An 18,024-nucleotide genomic window follows, 5' to 3' on the forward strand; every position below is an offset into this window, starting at 1 on the left:
TGTAACTTTGGGCAAGGAGTTTTTTCTTTGAAATCTAAACAAGCATAAGTTGTTCAAGCTGCATCTTGAACATTGGCGTAACTATGCCTAGCTTCAAGCACCAGGTCTCGGTTCCCATTATGGGCTCAGAAAGGCGATTAGACTTTGTAACGTTTAATTTTATCGATAACATAATAAAGGGGTTGTTGATAAAATTGTGGATAACCCTGCAATGAGCAACTTGGGGCAGGTTATCAACATGTGGATAGATTGATAGTATTCGATAAAGTGGACTTATTCACAATTCCACAGACCTATCAATATCTTTTGGAACAATTAGTGTCCTTCTCTATGTTTATATCATAAAGGAAGAGTTTTTAATTTAAACCGGTACAGTGTTACTAAAATGGTGAAAATCGCAGATGCTAATTTGTTTATAAACAGACATTCAACTTCCTCGCTGGTGTGAGGAAGTTTTTTAATGTCCAGTTTTGTTCTAATTGCCCTATTTCTTCCATAAAATGATAGGTATACAACAAAAATTTAATCCTTCATGTCTTATTTATACTCGGATATGTGCTTTTTCTCTTTTTTAAATCACAAAATTCTTTTAATTCTATTTATTCTATATATTTATCGTGTCGAATCATGTTACTGTTGTACACATTACTTCGACAAACGAAGAGTACGAGACAAGTAGATGGAGAGCGGGGAATTGTAATGTCACAGATGTTAGCGTTGAGTGTTTTGGTATTTTTCCTATTTATTGGAGATGTAATTGCAATTCGCACGAAAGCTTGGGTTCCTTCTATCTTTATTAGTGCCGTCCTTTTCTTAATTGGTTATTGGACATTTTTCCCGGAAAATATTGTGGAACTGGCAGGCATTCCACCAACCGTAGCGGTTATGTTAATTTACTTGTTAATTACTAACATGGGTACGTTGCTATCTGTACAAGAATTAATCAATCAATGGAAAACCATTTTAATCGCATTAGCTGGTATTCTCGGTATCATCACAGTGTTATTTGCAGTCGGGACATTTTTATTTGGGAGTGAAACGATTATCGTTGCCATTCCACCTTTAGTTGGCGGACTTGTTTCAGCACTTATTATGTCTGAAGGCGCTGCGGCGGCAGGACTTCCTAGCTTAGCAGTTTTTGCTATCGTTATTTATGTGATGCAAGGTTTCGCGGGTTATCCATTAACATCAGTTATGTTGAAAAAAGAAGGAAATCGCTTGCTTCAACAATTTCGCAATGGGGAAATTGATGAAAAACAAGTGGAAGGCGGAAATATTGATTCAGATGTAAATGAATTGAAATTGTTTAAATGGATGCCCGAAAAATACAATACCGAATTCTTCAAATTTTTCCGCTTAGCATTTGTTGGTTTCTTAGCGTATCAAGTGTCTGTATGGCTTGCACCAGTTGTGACTATTAGTCCATTCGTATTGTGTTTACTATTTGGAGTAATCGCAACAAGTGTTGGCTTCTTAGAAAAACACCCTCTGAAAAAAGCAAATGGCTTTGGATTTGCCATTTTAGGATTAATGTTGTTCATTCTGGATGGTTTGAAAAAAGCTACACCAGAAATGATGGTGGAACTGATTTGGCCATTAATTGGTTGTATCGTCCTTGGTGTAGCAGGTATGTATGTGTTCTCATTGATCATGGGCAAAGTATTAAAAGTCAGTAAAGAAATGGCTTTTGCGGTTTCATTAACTGCACTATACGGATTCCCAGCTGATTACATTATCACTAACGAAGTAATCAACGCATTAACGACTGATGAAAAAGAGCGCGAAGTGTTAACAAGCCACATGTTGCCACCAATGTTAGTAGCAGGATTCATCACAGTTACGATTGTTTCTGTCGTCCTAGCAGGAGTCTTCGTTGGCTTCTTGTAATCGGAGTAAATTATTGATAGAAAAGACCACCTCGAATTTCTTTACGAGGTGGTCTTTTCATAATTTAATAAGATTTATTCGGTGAAACAGTCGACTTGGTTGAAAAGGTGTCAAAGTTGGTCGGAAAGCTTCAGAAGTTGGTCAAAAAGATGCCAAAGTTGGTCGGAAATGCTTGCTAGTTGGTCGAAAAGCCGACAAAGTTGGTCGAAAAGACATTCTAATTGAATTACCAGCATTCACTGTCAATTTATTATCACTTTTCACATGCAAAGTTGTCTTTGTCTCTATCCATTTTTGACTGGTAGGCAGGGTGGTCACTCGCAACGCCACTTGGATACTTAGTACGCATATGAGTGCAATTATCGAACCATTCTGTCGTTCCTGTCGTTGCAGCGGGAGCACTAGGTGTAGTGGTTGCCGAAGAACTTCCCTCATCAGTAGAGTTGCTTTCTGAAGAAGCGGTGGGCGTACTCGCAAATCCTGAATCTGAAGCATAGTCTTCAACTGCCCAAAAGCCCAATTTCTTCGACTTAGCAACTTTCTGTACTTCTTCGTAAGGTGTTAAATGGCGTGTGTTCGGTGGATATACATAGCCAACTCGTGCTAATCCATCGCGGATCAATGCTTCTTGAACACTTTTTCCATCGACATAGACGTAAGCTAACAAACGTCCGTATTTATCACGCTTTTCACCAACATCAAATTCTAGTGTTAAGTTTCCACTATTGACAAGTGCGCGATTGCGTTCCTTCGCTTCAGTTCCAAACGGTTGTTTTCCAAGACGCGGATGATTTGTTTCAGGTGTATCGATTAATAAATAGCGAACTGGTTCATTGATACCTTTATACATCACACGAATGGTATCGCCGTCGGTGGTTGAAACAAGAGTCACCGGAACTTGATCGGTTGTTCCTTCTTTCGGAACCGCTTTGACGGGGGCTTCTGGTTTGACAACAACAGCTGTTTTTTCTTCCTTCACATCTTCAACCATATCTTCTTTTATTATCTCATTGGAGTTGGTTTCTGAAGCCTGATCTTTTGTAACTGACTCGTACTTTTCGTTTTCACTACTCGTTAAAGTAGTTCCGCAACCTGAAAAGATAAGGGCACTGCCAATCATGAATAAGGCTAACGTTTTACGGAAATTAACATTCACTTACAAAATCCTCCCTGTTACTAACTTTTCTAGTATAACAATGAGGTGAACTACATATACAATAAGTTTCTTGCTTGAAGGAAAAACGCCATAAAAAAACCTCCTCGACTTCTTTCATAGAAGGTATTTGATCTAATAGGCTAGTTTTTCGATGAGACCACCAAAAAACGAACGGCATGTTCCGTATGGTTAAACCAATAATGAGTTTTGCGAGCATTGAATAATATAGATTGTTGTTCAGTTAATTGTAAAGGCTTTCCATCAATTTCAACGGTTAATATACCCTCTACAACAAATAAGAATTCGTGACCTCCATGAGAAAAAGCATTTCCTTCATTTTCACCAGGTTGGAGCGTCACCATAATCGGGGAGAAGCTCGTATCTAGAACCCCGTTGGATAAATCTTTGTAATAAAAACGCTCTCGGGGAAAGTCCAAGTCGTCTTTAAGATCATCATCTTTTGCAAAAAACACACTTGGATTTACACCTAACGCATCTGCTATTTTTTTTAGCGACTCTAATGTGACGCTCGATTTACCTCGTTCAACTTGTGATAAAAAACTGATCGATACCTCAGTTTGAGCTGCTAATTCTTTTAATGTTAATTTCCGCTCTTTGCGAAGACTTTTTAATGTAATACCCACTAACCCTTGCGGCATAAAAATTCCTCGATTCATTGTGATATGTATTGTTTATCATACAACAATCAAAATATGAACAACAATGGAATATATAATTTTTTATTGACAGAAAATTTATAACTGTCTAAAATGAATCCAACAAGGAATTAAAGTGACACTTCAATTATGTGTGTAACCAAGGGGGATTTATAATGGATAAAAAACAAACACGTCGCGTCTTAATTGCGAGTTTAGTGGGAAGCTCGATTGAGTGGTTTGACTATTTCCTATATGGGACAGTTGCTGCGCTAGTATTTAATCAACTATTCTTTGTAACTGAGGATCCAACTGTCGGACTATTATTAGCATATGCATCATTTGCTTTAGCATTTTTCATTCGTCCATTTGGCGGAATTATTTTCAGTCACATCGGTGATCGCATTGGACGCAAAAAAACACTCGTTTTAACATTAAGTTTAATGGGGGTGGCTACTTTTGGAATGGGCTTATTGCCAACATATCAAGCGATTGGGATATGGGCACCGATTCTCCTTATTACACTTCGCTTAGTTCAAGGATTAGGAATTGGAGGCGAATGGGGAGGGGCACTATTACTGGCAGTAGAATATGCACCACCTGAAAAGAAAGGATTGTATGGTAGTATTCCTCAAATGGGCGTCACGATTGGAATGTTCATGGGAACCATCGCTTTATGGTTGATGACCATGCTACCAGAAGAATCATTTATTACGTGGGGATGGCGTGTACCATTCATTTTAAGTGCTCTATTGGTGGTGTTTGGGTTATGGATTCGTAAAGGCATTGACGAAACACCTGAATTCAAAAAAGTGCAAGAATCTGGAGAAATTCCAAAGCTACCAATTGTAGACACACTGAAATACCACTGGCGTGAAGTGTTAATTGCCATTGGGGCAAAAGTGGTTGAAACAGCACCGTTTTATATTTTCAGTACATTCGTTGTATCGTATGCGACAACTAATTTAGACTTTACCAGAACCAATACATTAACTGCAGTTATGATTGCGACAGTTGTGACAACGATTTTGATTCCTGTGATGGGGAACTTATCGGATAAAGTAGGACGTAAAAAATTATATGTTACAGGAACTGTGGCTATGGCACTTTTTGCATTCCCGTACTTCTGGATGTTGCAACAAGGTTCAGTAGCACTGCTCATTATAGCAACAGTTATTGGTTTGGGAATTATTTGGGCGCCAATCACGGCAGTTCTTGGAACCATGTTCTCTGAAATATTTGATGCGAAAATTCGTTATACAGGCATTTCATTAGGATATCAAATCGGGGCGGCACTAGCGGGTGGTACAGCGCCACTTGTGGCAACTGCATTACTGGTGCGTTTTGATAACTCGTATATACCAGTCGCGATATACATTATCTTTACGGCACTCATTTCCCTTGTGGCAATTTGGGCAGTTAAAGATCGTAGTCGTCAACAACTAGACCAAAGCGTAGAAGCAAAAGAGAGTCGAGCATAAGAGGCTTTTTCTAACAAGACACCTAGCTTTAAGCGCTTTTGCGGTGCTTTCCGCTTTTCTATTAGGAGGAATGACCATGCTCGTTGTAAATGAAAAACAGATTCAACAATTATATAAAATGACCGATGCCATTCATGACATCGCCGAGATGTTAAAGGCAAAAGAGGCAGGGAAAATAAATAATCCTCATCGAATTGTTCTCGATTTCCCCAAATATGAAGCTTCAGCTTTATATATGCCGAGTGCCGATTTAGTTTCCGAAGTATCTGCTGTGAAAATAGTAACGATATTCCCTGGCAATCCGGCGAAAGGAAAACCGACCACACAAGGCATATTATTACTGTCTGATGCCACAAATGGGGAACATCTCGCTATGATAAATGCTTCGTATTTAACGAGGCTTCGTACGGGTGCACTTAGCGGGATTGCGACTGATTTATTAGCTAGGAACAATAGTCGTATACTATGTGTAATTGGCACAGGTGCCATGGCATTTGAACAAGTACTCGGCGTACTCGCGGTTCGTAATATTGAGAAAATCATTCTCGTCAACAGAACGCTAGAAAAAGCACAAGCTTTCGGTGAAAAATTACGTGTCCATGGCGTGGAGATACCTTTTATAGTGGAAGCCGATGTAGCAAAAGCTGTGAATCAAGCGGATATTATTTGCTGCGCAACGCGATCAAATGAGCCCGTCTTTAATGGCTCTGACCTACGACCAGGCACCCATATTAATGGGGTAGGTTCTTATTTGCCACATATGAAAGAAGTAGACGAAAACACTGTTCTAATGACAGATAAAATTGTTGTGGATGATTTAGCAGGAGTTAAAGATGAAGCGGGCGAGCTCATGTACGCTGCGAATAGCGGTAAGTGGTCGTTTGAAGATATCCATGGACAACTTGGAGAACTCGTAATTGGGAAGAAAGCCGGACGACAAGATCAGGAAGAAATCACGTTCTTCAAATCTGTAGGCGCCGCCTATTTTGATTTAGCGGTTGCAAAAGGCGTCTACGCGAAAGCGAAAGAAGCGGGTGTAGGGGTAGAAGTAGAAGTTTAAGATAGTATTTATATGGTGACTACTCCTTGCAACTGAGAAGTAGTCACTTTTTTCACATTGAAATTCCGACGACATTTAGAAATTTCCAACAAAAAAACCTTCTCCATGTGTATAGAAAAGGTTTTTTGCTATTAATTACTGCGTATCGTATTCCGCCCATTTCTCTTTGTTTCATATAATGCTTGATCGGCATACTTCATTAAATCATTTACGGACACACCAGAACTAGGATGGAATCGGGCCGTTCCAATACTGATGGTAAGGAAGGGTCCAATTGATGACTGCACGTGTGGGATTTTGAGTGCTTCAATATTCGTCCGAAGTGTTTCTGCTACTTGGAATGTGCACGTTTTATCACAACCACGTAGAATCACTGAAAACTCTTCACCACCGTATCTTGCCACAAAATGACCTGATTCCTCTAAGGTTTGTTGCAGTGATTTCGCAACTAGTTGTAAGCAATAGTCACCTTGTTGATGTCCATAAGCATCGTTGTACATTTTAAAATAATCGATGTCTATCATCAATAATGAAATTGCTTCGTTATTGCTTAGAGCAATTTCCCATTGTTGTCGCAATTTCTCATCATAGGAGCGTCTATTAGGGATTCCAGTCAAACCATCTGAATTAGAGACTTTTTGCAACATGTCATTCGCTTCGAGTAATTGTTTTTCAATCTCTTTTTTCTCTGTAATATCATGAATAACTCCCATAATTGCAGGCTTTCCATTATATTCAATGACGGTAGCCCCCACGTTTGCAATGACCACTTTCCCATCAAACCGAATAAATCGCATCTCACTATTTTGGGGTAATAGACTTGCATCCTTAAAACCTAATGCCATGTTAGAAATAGCCATTCGCCGGTCATCTGGATGTAGGAAATCAAAAACCGTTTTTCCTATTAAATCGTCACTACACCTCGCACCAATGAATTCAACTACTTTATGGTTAATAAATTCAATTTGATTGCGGCTATGAACAAAAATCACTTCTGGTGAAAGGTCAATTAGGCTACGATACCTATTTTCACTCTCAATTAGCTTTCTCTCTGCTACTTTTACTTTTGTAATATCATAGGCCATACCAATTACACCAGTAATCTTGTCATCAATGATAATAGGTGTGATATTGATATTTAATCTGACAATATTGCCATCTCTTTTCTCAATTTCAGTTTCAAATGTCAAAGATTCACCTTTAAGGGTCCTCTTAAAATAAATAATTGTATTCTCTACAAAATTTTTGGTGATTATGGGAGCAAAAGATGTGCCCACGAGTTCTTCCCTTGTATATCCAGTCATCAATTCTGCGGCATCGTTCACTTCAGTGAAAAGCCCTTTTGAATTCAACAAATATGCTGGGCTTTGATTATGTTGAAATAAGGATTTATACAGCTGTTCATTTTCGAGTATTTTAATTTCCATAAGTTTACGATTTGTAATATCAAATAGCGTACCTGAAGTTCCCATAATCTCACCTAGTGGATTAAATGTAAGTTTAGCAAACATCTCAACCCATTTTGTTGACCCACTTTCAGTCACGTAACGGACTTCGCATTTGTAATCATCATTTCGTTCGTGAATGAGACACTCAAACCACAGTTTAATGCGACTATGTTCATCAGCATGGACAAAGTGTGAAAATGAAACACCAATAGATTGTTCTATATCAAACCCAGTGATTTCTGTCCAAGATTTGTTTAAGAAAGTCCAGTTTCCTTCTTTATCTGTTTGGAAAATGACTTCTTGTACATTTTCAATTACAGACTGATACTGTTCAAGCAACCGTTTATAGTTTTCTTGTGAATCGGCAGTTCTTTTTTCATCATTTTTGCGGTTTGTTATATCTCGAAAGTTCCACAAATGGCCTAAACGACGTTGGTCAGATGAAATGATGGGGATAAAATCAAGTTCAATAATTCGACCGTCGCCTAGCAAAACCTCTTCATTTAAAACCGTTTCTTTGGTGTACACAAGCTCATGAAGTCGATTGAGAAACTGTTGTTGATTTACAAATTCAACAGGGGATTTATGTATTAATAGGTTTTCGGCATTCGATCCTACTAGATTTTCTTTTAATGGTATACGGAACAGGTCATGAAATTTTTGATTAACAACTTCTATACGACGATTTGGCGTTTCGACAATTACACCGGAATTCAAGTTTGAAATAAGAGAAGAAAGGCGGAGTTTTGTATTTTCAAGTTCTACAAATAACTCAATGCTCCAAAAAATATACTTCGCGACATAAAAAGCGAAGATACTCCCGAATAAGGCGAACGCCCAATAGATAGAAGCAATTTGAGTGAATTGAGTCATATTATCTGAGAGAATGGTCAGATTAACATAAAAAGTGATGTAACTTAGAAGAGTACTTATTAAAGTGAGAGATAGCATTTTCACTTGTTGTTTAATCGGTAATTTAAAGAGTAAACCCGAAACAACACCGATTAATAAGACAATGAAAGCAGAGAAAAGAGAAAATTCGGTAACTCCATCGATGAATACACGCATTAACGCAATGAGTATGGATGACAAAATAGCTGCAGGGAAGCCAAAAAAAGTAGCAGCAATGATAATCGGAATGTGTTTGAGGTCAATAATGACATGTTCATCAAGGTGTATCCCGAAATAGATAAGAATGATTCCTAAAAAACCAAGTGATAGCCCTGCCATAACTTGTATTTTACTATTTGTGAGATTACTAGCAGCATTCCTTCTTAATAAGAATCTGGACGAATGCCCAATGATAAAGAGATACGAAATAAGTAATGATATATGTAAGGCTAAATCTTTTATCAAGCTAGTTCTTCCTACTTTCTTCTTTGCGAGTCCACGTTTCCCTAAGGAGATCCATACGAAGCTCAACATAGAATAGCTATAAATCTTGGTAAATAATAGAAATAAGCATCTACTTGAACATTCTACATCAAATAGTGTGAATGTTCTAGTACTTATTATAAGGAAGAAAGAGGACTTTTCGAGGTTAGCTACTATTATTCTGAAAAAATAAGAAAAAGCCTTTAATCAATTGATTAAAGGCTCTTTACCGAAAACTTTATTCATCCCACTGGTGGATGAATGGGTACGCTATTCGTTTCTTCGAGGGTAACCACTAATGAATTTGTTTTAGCTGCTTCTGCACTCGTAGCACCTATAGATGAAAAGCTGATAATTAACGCTACAATAATGAATTTCTTCAATTTTAACACTCCTTATAAAATGAATTTAACTGCTTTTTCATATTTTCCTTCAGTTTTGTAATACTCTGCAAGAATATTTGAGAAGTATTGATGGTATTCTGTTTGTTCGTCTGTCTTCATTGTAAATGGGATGACTTTATCTTCTAAAAATTTCATTGCCTGTTGTTTTTTATTGTTTAGAAGTAACAAATAAAATGAAGAGTAAAGATGATAGTGAGTAACTTTCATTTTCAGAGCTTCCGTATTGATCAAGATGAAACTCTCTCTACTTTCTATCCATTTTTCTAGTCTAAATTCTGACAATGCAATATTGTACAAACATAGCAAGTAGTCTTTAGAATCCTTATTGAAAATGACTGAGCTTTTCTTAAAATAATCAACAGCAATTGAGTAATCGCCCATCTTATGCCTTAAATCTCCGATGTTGTGGTAAATGTGTGGAAGAAGATCATACTCTTGAAGCATTTCAATATTTCGAATGAGATGTTCATAGCACACTAGAGCCTCATCATATATCTTGGTTTGCGTATAATTAATCGCTAATGACATGTGAACATGTAACATTCGTTTGTAATTGAAGTGATCTTTAAACAAGTCCATGGCTTTTTTCCCATAATAAATGGCGTGTCCTGATTCGCCCATATACCCTTTGACAAGGGCCAGGTGGTAATAGATTTCACCTTCGAACGAATTATTACTCGATTTACTTTGGATTAATGTTGAAATCTTTTCATCAGCCTCTCCATACTTCCCCCTCAAAATTAACAATATCGCAGAGAAATAAGAAAGTAAATACTTCTCATATTGGGAAATATTTTGCTTTTGTGAAAGAAGCAAGCGCATTTGATCGTCAGCATTCACAAGGTCTTTAACAAAGAGATAATATCGTAATTTATATAGTTCATATAAGTAGATATGTTGGGTAAAAACGATAATCTCCTTGTATTCATCTAGTTCCTGAAAGGTTTTCTGCGCTTTCTCAACTTCGAAATAGTAAATATGTTGATAGAGTAGATGTAATAATGTGAAAACCTTTTTTTCGCGATCCACTACATCTTCTATATTAATATCAAGCCGTTTTAATAAAAGTCTTATGGTTTCAGCGTTAGCTTCCTTACTATTACTTTCAATTTTACTTAGGTGTGGAACAGAACAGATGCCAGTTGCAAGCTGGCTCTGCGTCATTTTCATTTTAGTACGATGGTACTTGATTAATGAGCCTGCTTTCACATAATCCACCCTCTAACAAGTTTTTTCACTAAAAGTTATTAAAATTAGAATTTTCCCAACTATTAATATAATTAAAGCGGCGGTTTACTAAAAAAGCCTATAAACATACGTTCTAGCGATGAATCAATTACTTTTCATCTTAACTTAATTGTGGGACATGTTTCTTTTCTTTTTTCTAAATTTTCTAAAAACAGTTGAAAAGACTCTAAATGATTCTCTTATAGGGGATATATTGACGCATGTGAAACAGCTAAAATAGGAAAATAGCAGTATTAATTAATTTACAAATAATGTAATTAAATAACTAAAAAACGGTAATTTTCCCAATAACCAAATCTAGCAGGCTGTGATAGATTTGATTCAGAACCAAAAATACATTTGACAAAAAGGAGCAAACAAGATGAAAAGATCGAAGAAAATCTTAATGAGTGTGTTGCTAACTGCTAGTCTAGCCATTCCTGCTGTTGGAGCAAGTGCTGCACCAGAGAACAATAATGGTGTGGAGAAATTCCGTGTATATGTAGAGGCAACGGACCAATCAACGAAAAAGGAACTTAAAGGGCAGTATAAAGCAAGATGGGAACTCACTGAAAATGGTTTCTCAACCGAAATGAGCGAAAAGCAATTTACAGCGCTTCAAAAAAATAAAAACGTAAAAGTAACAAAAGTTCAGGAAGTTACTCTTGATACAGAAGTCCGTGCAACACAAAGCCAGATTCAAGCGGCTGAATATCCAACACATCAAACACCATGGGGCATCAAAGCCATTTATAATAACAGCAGCCAGACAACAACTTCTGGTGGGGCAGGTATCAATATCGCAGTGCTTGATACAGGTGTTTTCACTGGTCACTACGATCTAACAAACACAGTCGAGCAATGTAAAGACTTCACACAAGTAACAGTACCAGTAAATGGCGCATGTAACGATGCACATGGACACGGTACGCACGTAGCAGGATCGGCTCTTGCTGACGGAGGAAGCGACGGCGCTGGAATTTACGGAGTTGCTCCACAAGCTGACCTTTGGGCATACAAAGTTTTAGGCGACAACGGCTCAGGCTACTCTGACGATATCGCTGCAGCAATCCGTCACACAGCGGACCAAGCAACGGCAACTGGCACAAAAACAGTTATCAACATGTCACTTGGCTCTGCAGGAAATGACAGCTTGATTTCAAGCGCAGTCACATATGCATACAACAAAGGCGTTCTAGTTGTAGCAGCAGCAGGAAACGAAGGTCCAAACCAAGGTTCAATTGGCTATCCAGGCGCACTAGTTAACGCAGTAGCAGTTGCTGCATTAGAAAACGTTCAGCAAAACGGTACATACCGCGTTGCAGACTTCTCTTCTCGCGGATACGCTTCTACTGATGGCGACTATATCATCCAACAAGGTGACGTTGAAATCTCAGCACCAGGCGCAGCCATTTACTCTACTTGGAATAACGGTGGCTACAACACAATCAGCGGTACATCGATGGCTTCACCACACGTGGCTGGACTTGCTGCAAAACTGTGGGCATCAAACCCAAGCTGGTCACACACAACATTACGCGCTAACCTTAAAACTAAAGCAAAAGCAGTCGATATTAAAGGCGGCTACGGTGCAACAACTGGTGATGACTATGCATCAGGTTTTGGCTTTGCACGAGTGAAATAATAAATAGAACCAATTTGAAGGAGCCCTCCAGTTAATGGAGGGCTTTTTCTCTGTTTAAAAGGCAAGGCACAAGCACAATGGTTTCTTGTATATATTTTGTTGCGAAAGGCGATTATAAGGATGTAGATTCTATCCATTAATATGGACATTGAAGATTTCGAAATCCGTTCAGAATAAGTTTTCAAAGGAGATTAGTATGACAGCGGAAGCTACTCATTCATCTAGTAATTTAAATGACAACAATCGCCATAAGTATGCGACTCGTAATCTATGGACAGGAATTCTATTTGGACTCGGTTTAGTCGCTTTTATCGATGAGGCTGTATTTCATCAGTTGTTACATTGGCATCATTTTTACGACAAATCTACGTCGGACATTGGACTAGTTTCAGATGGGTTGTTCCATTCATTCAGTTGGTTTGCGACCATAGCTTCTTCGTTTCTATTAGCAGACCTACATCGTAGACATGTTTTTTGGTTCAAAAGGTGGCTAGCAGGTGTATTTCTGGGGGGAGGGGCTTTCCAGTTGTTCGATGGGACCATCCAACATAAGCTTTGGGAATTGCACCAAATACGCTACGGAGTGGATATTCGACCTTACGACATGATATGGAATCTGACAGCCTTGGCTATGATTTTAGCTGGCGTATTGCTGGTCGGTAGAGTAAAACTTCATTCATATCAAACGGAAGATACCAAGTCAAATGGCGAATAGTCATAGTCATGTAGGTGGTAATGAAGTGATTTTTCAATTCTTACTAGTCATGCCTTTTCTAGTAGCTTTGGTTTTATATGGTGTTGCAGTTGTCGTATCAAACCAACGACATAAAAAACAATGGCCACTAATACGAAGCGCATTGTGGATTGTTGGTATTCTCTGTGCGTCACTTGCCGTCATTGGACCGCTAGCGGAACGTGCTCACAGCGATTTTAGAGCGCATATGGTCGGTCATGTGCTTCTTGGCATGTTGGCACCACTTCTTATGGTATTAGCTACACCAATGACACTTATCCTGAGAACACTACCTGTTCGGTTAGCTAGACGTTTAACACATGTATTGAAAAGTTTACCGGTTCTACTCATTACGAATCCACTGTTTGCAGCATGCTTGAACGTGGGAGGACTTTGGCTCTTATATACCACAGAGTTGTACCTCTTGATGCAACAGAACATGATTATTCATATACTAGTTCACATTCATGTGTTCCTAGCGGGATATCTTTTCACCATGTCCATAATCTATATGGAACCAACTTCACACAGATTAAGCTTTACGTACCGATCAATCGTGCTAGTTCTTGCATTTGCTGCCCATGGCGTCTTATCCAAGTATATTTACGCAAATCCGCCTAATGGAATTTCGGCAGCCCAAGCTGAAATGGGCGGACAAATTATGTACTACGGTGGAGATGCGATTGAGCTTGTACTCATCTTTATTTTTTGTTTTCAATGGTACAAAAATACGCGACCGCGTGTGGTCTTAATGCCAAGATATGCTAAATAATACGATTGATATTGAAAAACTAAAGAAACAACTGCGATACTCATTTGGTATTTACATTATTTTACTATTACAACTAAAACCATGTTTTTTACAACTAAATCATCAAAAATTACAACTAAATGTCCCATTTTTACAACTAAACATACGATTATTACAACTAAATTTCAAAAACCACTTCATCTCGTTCGACCGAAGATGCATTTTCGTCTTCTATCCACTTATATTTTGAGTAAAAAACTTCCGCATAGCGAACACGATAAGCACTTATAATCAAAACACCCACTCCTGTTTACGGGAGTGGGTGTTATAGATAAGTTAGTTCGGATGAATCTCTTCATTTGCGGCAGGATCTTTAGTAACTTTTCGAGCAGGATCATTGATTACTTGTTTATTTAACTCATCAACCATCAATATATCCACGGTTTTCATATCCTCGTGCATATCGAATAAGCTTATTTTATCCGTTTTTACTCCGTCTGGATTATCTGAAAAAATCCCAGTTGCAAGTTCACGATCTTCTTCTGTGAAAACCTTTTTCTTCATTAAATTCTCATCCTTTCAAACCAATCTAACCTGATACAAGTCAGGTTTTACTTCTACATATTATGTCCGCATATTTTTTCACTATTCACGTCTCTTCATGTTGGAGTTGATTCAGAACATCACGGAATTTCTGTTCTTCAATACCTAGTCGGAAATTGCGAAATGGATTGCCTTGGCTTTTGATTCGTTGTAAAACGGCTGGAATTGAAAATAAATCAGGCTTTAATGAATCATTTACTTCTTCCCAATTGAGTGGAGTGGCAATAAGGCCCTTTTCATTTCCTCTCGGAGAATATGGAGCGACTATTGTTTTGCCTTCATGATGTTGTACATAGTCCAAATACAATTTACTATGGCGGTTCTTTTTCAATCGCTCAGTAGTAAACCATTGAGGTTCTTGTTCGCATAAAAAGTCACAAACAAACTTAGTAAATACGCGAGTGTCTTCATAAGAAAAGGTGTTCATGGCCAAAGGAATATATACTTGGATGCCTTTGCCACCTGAAGTTTTCACAAAAGACGGAAGTCCAAATTGGTCGAAAATGGCTTTCATTCTCAAAGCAGCTTCAATTGCTAAAGAAAATTCCTGAACTGAAGGAGGATCAAGGTCAAAAACGATTTCAGTGGGCATGGTGGTGTGTATGGTTTGAAAGGGAATATGGAATTCGAGCGCAAGTTGATTCCCAAGCCATAGTAGGGTTTCAACATCATTACACAGTATGTAGCGAATATCATCGTCCTGTTGAGTGGTCACAAAATCAGGAACGTAGTCAGGTGCGTTTTTTTGATAAAAACTTTCGCCGAGCATACCGTGCGGATAACGAATAACCGTCAGGAGACGGTCACGTAAAAAAGGGAGCATAAAAGGAGAGATATGCTGTAAATAAAGTAGATAATCGTCTTTTTCGATAGAACTGGCCGGCCAAATGGGCTTTTCAGGATGTGTAATTTGGATAATTTCTGGGACAGGGAAGAGTTGCCTTTGCATATGTTGCCAGTGACAATCGCTTGGTTCCTTGTCGAAGTTAAATGCATCGAATCGGGGTTCTCTTAAATGTTTTCCATCAAAATCAATACAAGCAATTTCTACACAAATAGAAGGTTCCAGCTCCCAAATATTTTCACTCGTCTTCAAACCATTGGACTGAAACAACAGAACTAAAGTTTGTAACTCATCTTCTTTAAGACCGTGGCGAAAAGTCACCACTTCAATTAGTGCCTCATTTTGATAGATCGCACCATGAAAAAAGCCATTACTTTTATCATATTTCGTAAGGATAACAGTGACATATCGCCAGTTTTTGATTTTTAACCAGTGGAGACTACGTTTATCACTATGCCAGAGGCTTGTTTTTTGTTTGGCGATAATACCTTCTCCATTATTACCGGTAATTTCCTTCCATAAATCGTCGCTTTTCTCGTATACATCAATTGCTTGAATTCTATGGTTGTCTTCATAGTTAATTGATATAGGAAATGCCATTTTTTGAAAGAGCTTTTTTAGTTGTTGCTTACGTTTTGTATATGTAAGGTCGGTGTGACTTTCTCCTTTGCTTGTCAAAAGATCGAAGGCAACAAAATGACAGGGGAATTCTTTGGCATGGTTCAAAATAACGCTTGGCGTTCGCATGCGTCCTCGTAGTTGGACGCTGGAAAAATTACTTTGAACATTATTGATTAAATAAACAAGTTCCCCGTCCAAAGTTAAGGGTAAAAACGGACGAATTTGATTATGAAGGTCCTCACAAAAGCGAATGATTTCTGGGAATTGTTCACTAAGGACTTTTCCGTTCCTGCTCTTCAAGACCGCACCATTTTCTTGCCACTCCAATAGGCAACGAAAACCATCATACTTGGCTTCATACAGCCACTCTTTGCCTTTAGGGATATCTGTTGCAACAGTTAAAAGCATCGGTTTCAATTGTTTACCTACTCTCGCTTTTTGTTGTAGCTTTTGATTATTCCCCATTTCTAATACATGAAAATGGTCAAATCACTGCATAAAATGAAAAAGTAAGTATGATCTTTTATCGAAAAATAAAAAAGGCTATCTATTAGTCGATTGGAGTATCGGCTAACGGATAACCTATAATGAAAAAATAAATGTCAGTTTTACACACTGATGATGTGAGATTGATGATCTGTTTCAAAAGGCTGTCGCTCTAAAAACTCTTGAATTACATCAATGGCATGGAGATTGTGATAATGCTTTTTGGATTCAAGGTTTTTAAATAATTGTTCACCGCCACCAATTACTTTAAATGTGTTTGTTGCACTCACTTCTTTTCCTTTGACGAACAGTTCCTGGATACGTTCACCTTCCGGATTGTAGGGTTTAAAAATCAGGTCGAGCCCAGAAGAACGGAGGATGTAGCCTCCTTTTTGTTCATAAGGGTTAGCTGCGAACACTTGCTGTAGGTTTTTTTCCAAGACCTTTCGCAACATCTGACCAGAGAGTTCGATTTCGAACAGCTTTGGATTTGTTGGAATGATGGTGTGCAAATCATATAGGCTTATGGTTCCTGGTGAAATTGGGGTACCATAGCGCCAGCCGTGTGAGAATGAGAGATCTGCTCCAAAGTGAGTTAGGTAGGCATCAGTAATCAATCGATCCATTGGGGCCTCATGTAAAGTCATGCGATGTAGAAGAGAGTGGCTAACACCCACTTGAGTCCTACGCATTTCTTCAAATGGCAATAGCAGAGCGTTCACTTTTTCTAGAACGATGGGATCTTCTACAAAGGAAGTGTTAAGTGTAATCAGCTTATGAGTATAATCCTTTATTTTTCCTCCTGAAATTTTCAAGTCAATTCGGCCGACAAAAGAACTACTCGACCCAGATTGGAAAATCAGTGTGTCATTCACTTTTAGTGGTTTTCTAACTCGATCATGGGAATGTCCGCTCAAAATTAAATCGATACCTGATACGTCTTTAACCAATTGAATGTCAAGGGGAAGACCCATATGGCTATTGAGCATAATAAGGTCAACAGTTCCTTGCAAATTGGCGACTGCCTGCTTTACTTCTTCAATGCCTAGTGAGAAAGCAAGACCCTCTGAGAAAGAAGCGGGCATCGTCTGGTCGACGTAAGGATAGGTCAAACCTATGACCCCAATTTTTAATCCATTAATTTCTTTTATCATATAAGGCTTAAACAGAGAAGCACCGGTTTCGGTATCGGTTATATTGCAGGCAAGTGTCTCAAAAGAAACAGATGCGGCCAAATGAGTCAATGCACTTTTCCCATAAGCAAAATCCCAATTGCCAGGAACCCAAGCATCTAGTGGCATCTCATTTAATACCTCAAGTAGTGCTGTGCCCTGAGAAGAAACCAATGGGGCAGTCCCATGAAATAGGTCACCTCCATCAAAAAAGAGCACGTGTTTTCCAGATGATTTCAGCTGTTTTACATATTGACTAATACGTGCAAGCCCTCCAACTGTACTCAGAGACGGAGAGTTGCCATTCCAAAAAAACTCTTTATGTGATTCAATGGCACCATGCGTATCATTTTGTTGAATAATAGATATTTCTTTCATGGTTTTCCTCCAATCGATAATGGGCATCCAATAGTCTCTTTTGAGAATGATTAAACAACTATCTTTATTTATTGCATACCCTCACCCCTATATAAAAA

Annotated in this window: 14 protein-coding genes; 6 read left to right on the forward strand and 8 right to left on the reverse strand. The window is 38.4% G+C overall.

Annotated elements, in window-relative coordinates; translation table 11 throughout:
• Positions 1 to 699: 699 nt before the first annotated feature.
• Positions 700 to 1,887 (forward strand): hypothetical protein, encoded by a 1,188-nt coding sequence (locus ACFPYN_RS14630; protein WP_377735199.1) that lies wholly within the window; start codon positions 700 to 702, stop codon positions 1,885 to 1,887.
• Positions 1,888 to 2,140: 253 nt separating this feature from the next.
• Here ACFPYN_RS14630 and ACFPYN_RS14635 read toward each other — a convergent pair whose 3' ends face one another.
• Positions 2,141 to 3,043 (reverse strand): thermonuclease family protein, encoded by a 903-nt coding sequence (locus ACFPYN_RS14635; RefSeq protein ID WP_377735200.1) that lies wholly within the window; start codon positions 3,041 to 3,043, stop codon positions 2,141 to 2,143.
• Positions 3,044 to 3,183: 140 nt separating this feature from the next.
• Positions 3,184 to 3,702, reverse strand: a complete 519-nt coding sequence (locus ACFPYN_RS14640; RefSeq protein ID WP_377735201.1) for a helix-turn-helix domain-containing protein — start codon at positions 3,700 to 3,702, stop codon at positions 3,184 to 3,186.
• 173 nt (positions 3,703 to 3,875) lie between these two features.
• On the opposite strand from ACFPYN_RS14640, the gene ACFPYN_RS14645 reads away from it, so the two are divergent.
• A complete protein-coding gene (locus ACFPYN_RS14645; protein ID WP_377735202.1) occupies positions 3,876 to 5,180 on the forward strand; it encodes an MFS transporter in 1,305 nt (434 codons plus the stop codon).
• Between the two features lie 76 nt (positions 5,181 to 5,256).
• Positions 5,257 to 6,240: an ornithine cyclodeaminase family protein gene (locus ACFPYN_RS14650; protein ID WP_377735203.1), complete on the forward strand. Its 984-nt coding sequence runs from the start codon at positions 5,257 to 5,259 to the stop codon at positions 6,238 to 6,240.
• 131 nt (positions 6,241 to 6,371) lie between these two features.
• Here the strand turns inward: ACFPYN_RS14650 and ACFPYN_RS14655 are convergent, their stop codons facing one another.
• The 3 genes from ACFPYN_RS14655 to ACFPYN_RS14665 form a co-directional block, all read right to left on the reverse strand.
• A complete protein-coding gene (locus ACFPYN_RS14655; protein WP_377735204.1) occupies positions 6,372 to 9,044 on the reverse strand; it encodes a PAS domain S-box protein in 2,673 nt (890 codons plus the stop codon).
• A gap of 260 nt (positions 9,045 to 9,304) precedes the next feature.
• Positions 9,305 to 9,445: a hypothetical protein gene (locus ACFPYN_RS14660; RefSeq protein WP_377735887.1), complete on the reverse strand. Its 141-nt coding sequence runs from the start codon at positions 9,443 to 9,445 to the stop codon at positions 9,305 to 9,307.
• 12 nt (positions 9,446 to 9,457) lie between these two features.
• A complete protein-coding gene (locus ACFPYN_RS14665) occupies positions 9,458 to 10,684 on the reverse strand; it encodes a helix-turn-helix domain-containing protein (RefSeq protein ID WP_377735205.1) in 1,227 nt (408 codons plus the stop codon).
• Between the two features lie 391 nt (positions 10,685 to 11,075).
• On the opposite strand from ACFPYN_RS14665, the gene ACFPYN_RS14670 reads away from it, so the two are divergent.
• The 3 genes from ACFPYN_RS14670 to ACFPYN_RS14680 all read left to right on the forward strand — a co-directional run bounded on the left by ACFPYN_RS14670 (position 11,076) and on the right by ACFPYN_RS14680 (position 13,843).
• A complete protein-coding gene (locus ACFPYN_RS14670) occupies positions 11,076 to 12,338 on the forward strand; it encodes a S8 family serine peptidase (RefSeq protein ID WP_377735206.1) in 1,263 nt (420 codons plus the stop codon).
• Between the two features lie 196 nt (positions 12,339 to 12,534).
• Entirely contained in the window at positions 12,535 to 13,053 is a 519-nt protein-coding gene (locus ACFPYN_RS14675; protein ID WP_377735207.1) for a DUF2243 domain-containing protein, read from the forward strand.
• Positions 13,054 to 13,078: 25 nt separating this feature from the next.
• Positions 13,079 to 13,843, forward strand: coding sequence for a cytochrome c oxidase assembly protein (locus ACFPYN_RS14680; protein WP_377735208.1), 765 nt, complete (start codon positions 13,079 to 13,081; stop codon positions 13,841 to 13,843).
• 315 nt (positions 13,844 to 14,158) lie between these two features.
• On the opposite strand, the gene ACFPYN_RS14685 is transcribed toward ACFPYN_RS14680, so the two are convergent.
• From ACFPYN_RS14685 to ACFPYN_RS14695, 3 genes are all read right to left on the reverse strand, one after another.
• Positions 14,159 to 14,386 carry a hypothetical protein gene (locus tag ACFPYN_RS14685; RefSeq protein ID WP_377735209.1) on the reverse strand — a complete coding sequence of 76 codons (228 nt, stop codon included), beginning with the start codon at positions 14,384 to 14,386 and terminating at the stop codon, positions 14,159 to 14,161.
• 85 nt (positions 14,387 to 14,471) lie between these two features.
• Positions 14,472 to 16,307, reverse strand: coding sequence for a DNA ligase D (locus ACFPYN_RS14690; RefSeq protein ID WP_377735210.1), 1,836 nt, complete (start codon positions 16,305 to 16,307; stop codon positions 14,472 to 14,474).
• 191 nt (positions 16,308 to 16,498) lie between these two features.
• Positions 16,499 to 17,926 carry a bifunctional metallophosphatase/5'-nucleotidase gene (locus ACFPYN_RS14695; RefSeq protein ID WP_377735211.1) on the reverse strand — a complete coding sequence of 476 codons (1,428 nt, stop codon included), beginning with the start codon at positions 17,924 to 17,926 and terminating at the stop codon, positions 16,499 to 16,501.
• Positions 17,927 to 18,024 lie beyond the last annotated feature (98 nt).

It is taken from the genome of Paenisporosarcina macmurdoensis, assembly GCF_042658845.1.
GTDB classification, from domain to species: Bacteria; Bacillota; Bacilli; order Bacillales_A; family Planococcaceae; genus Paenisporosarcina; species Paenisporosarcina macmurdoensis.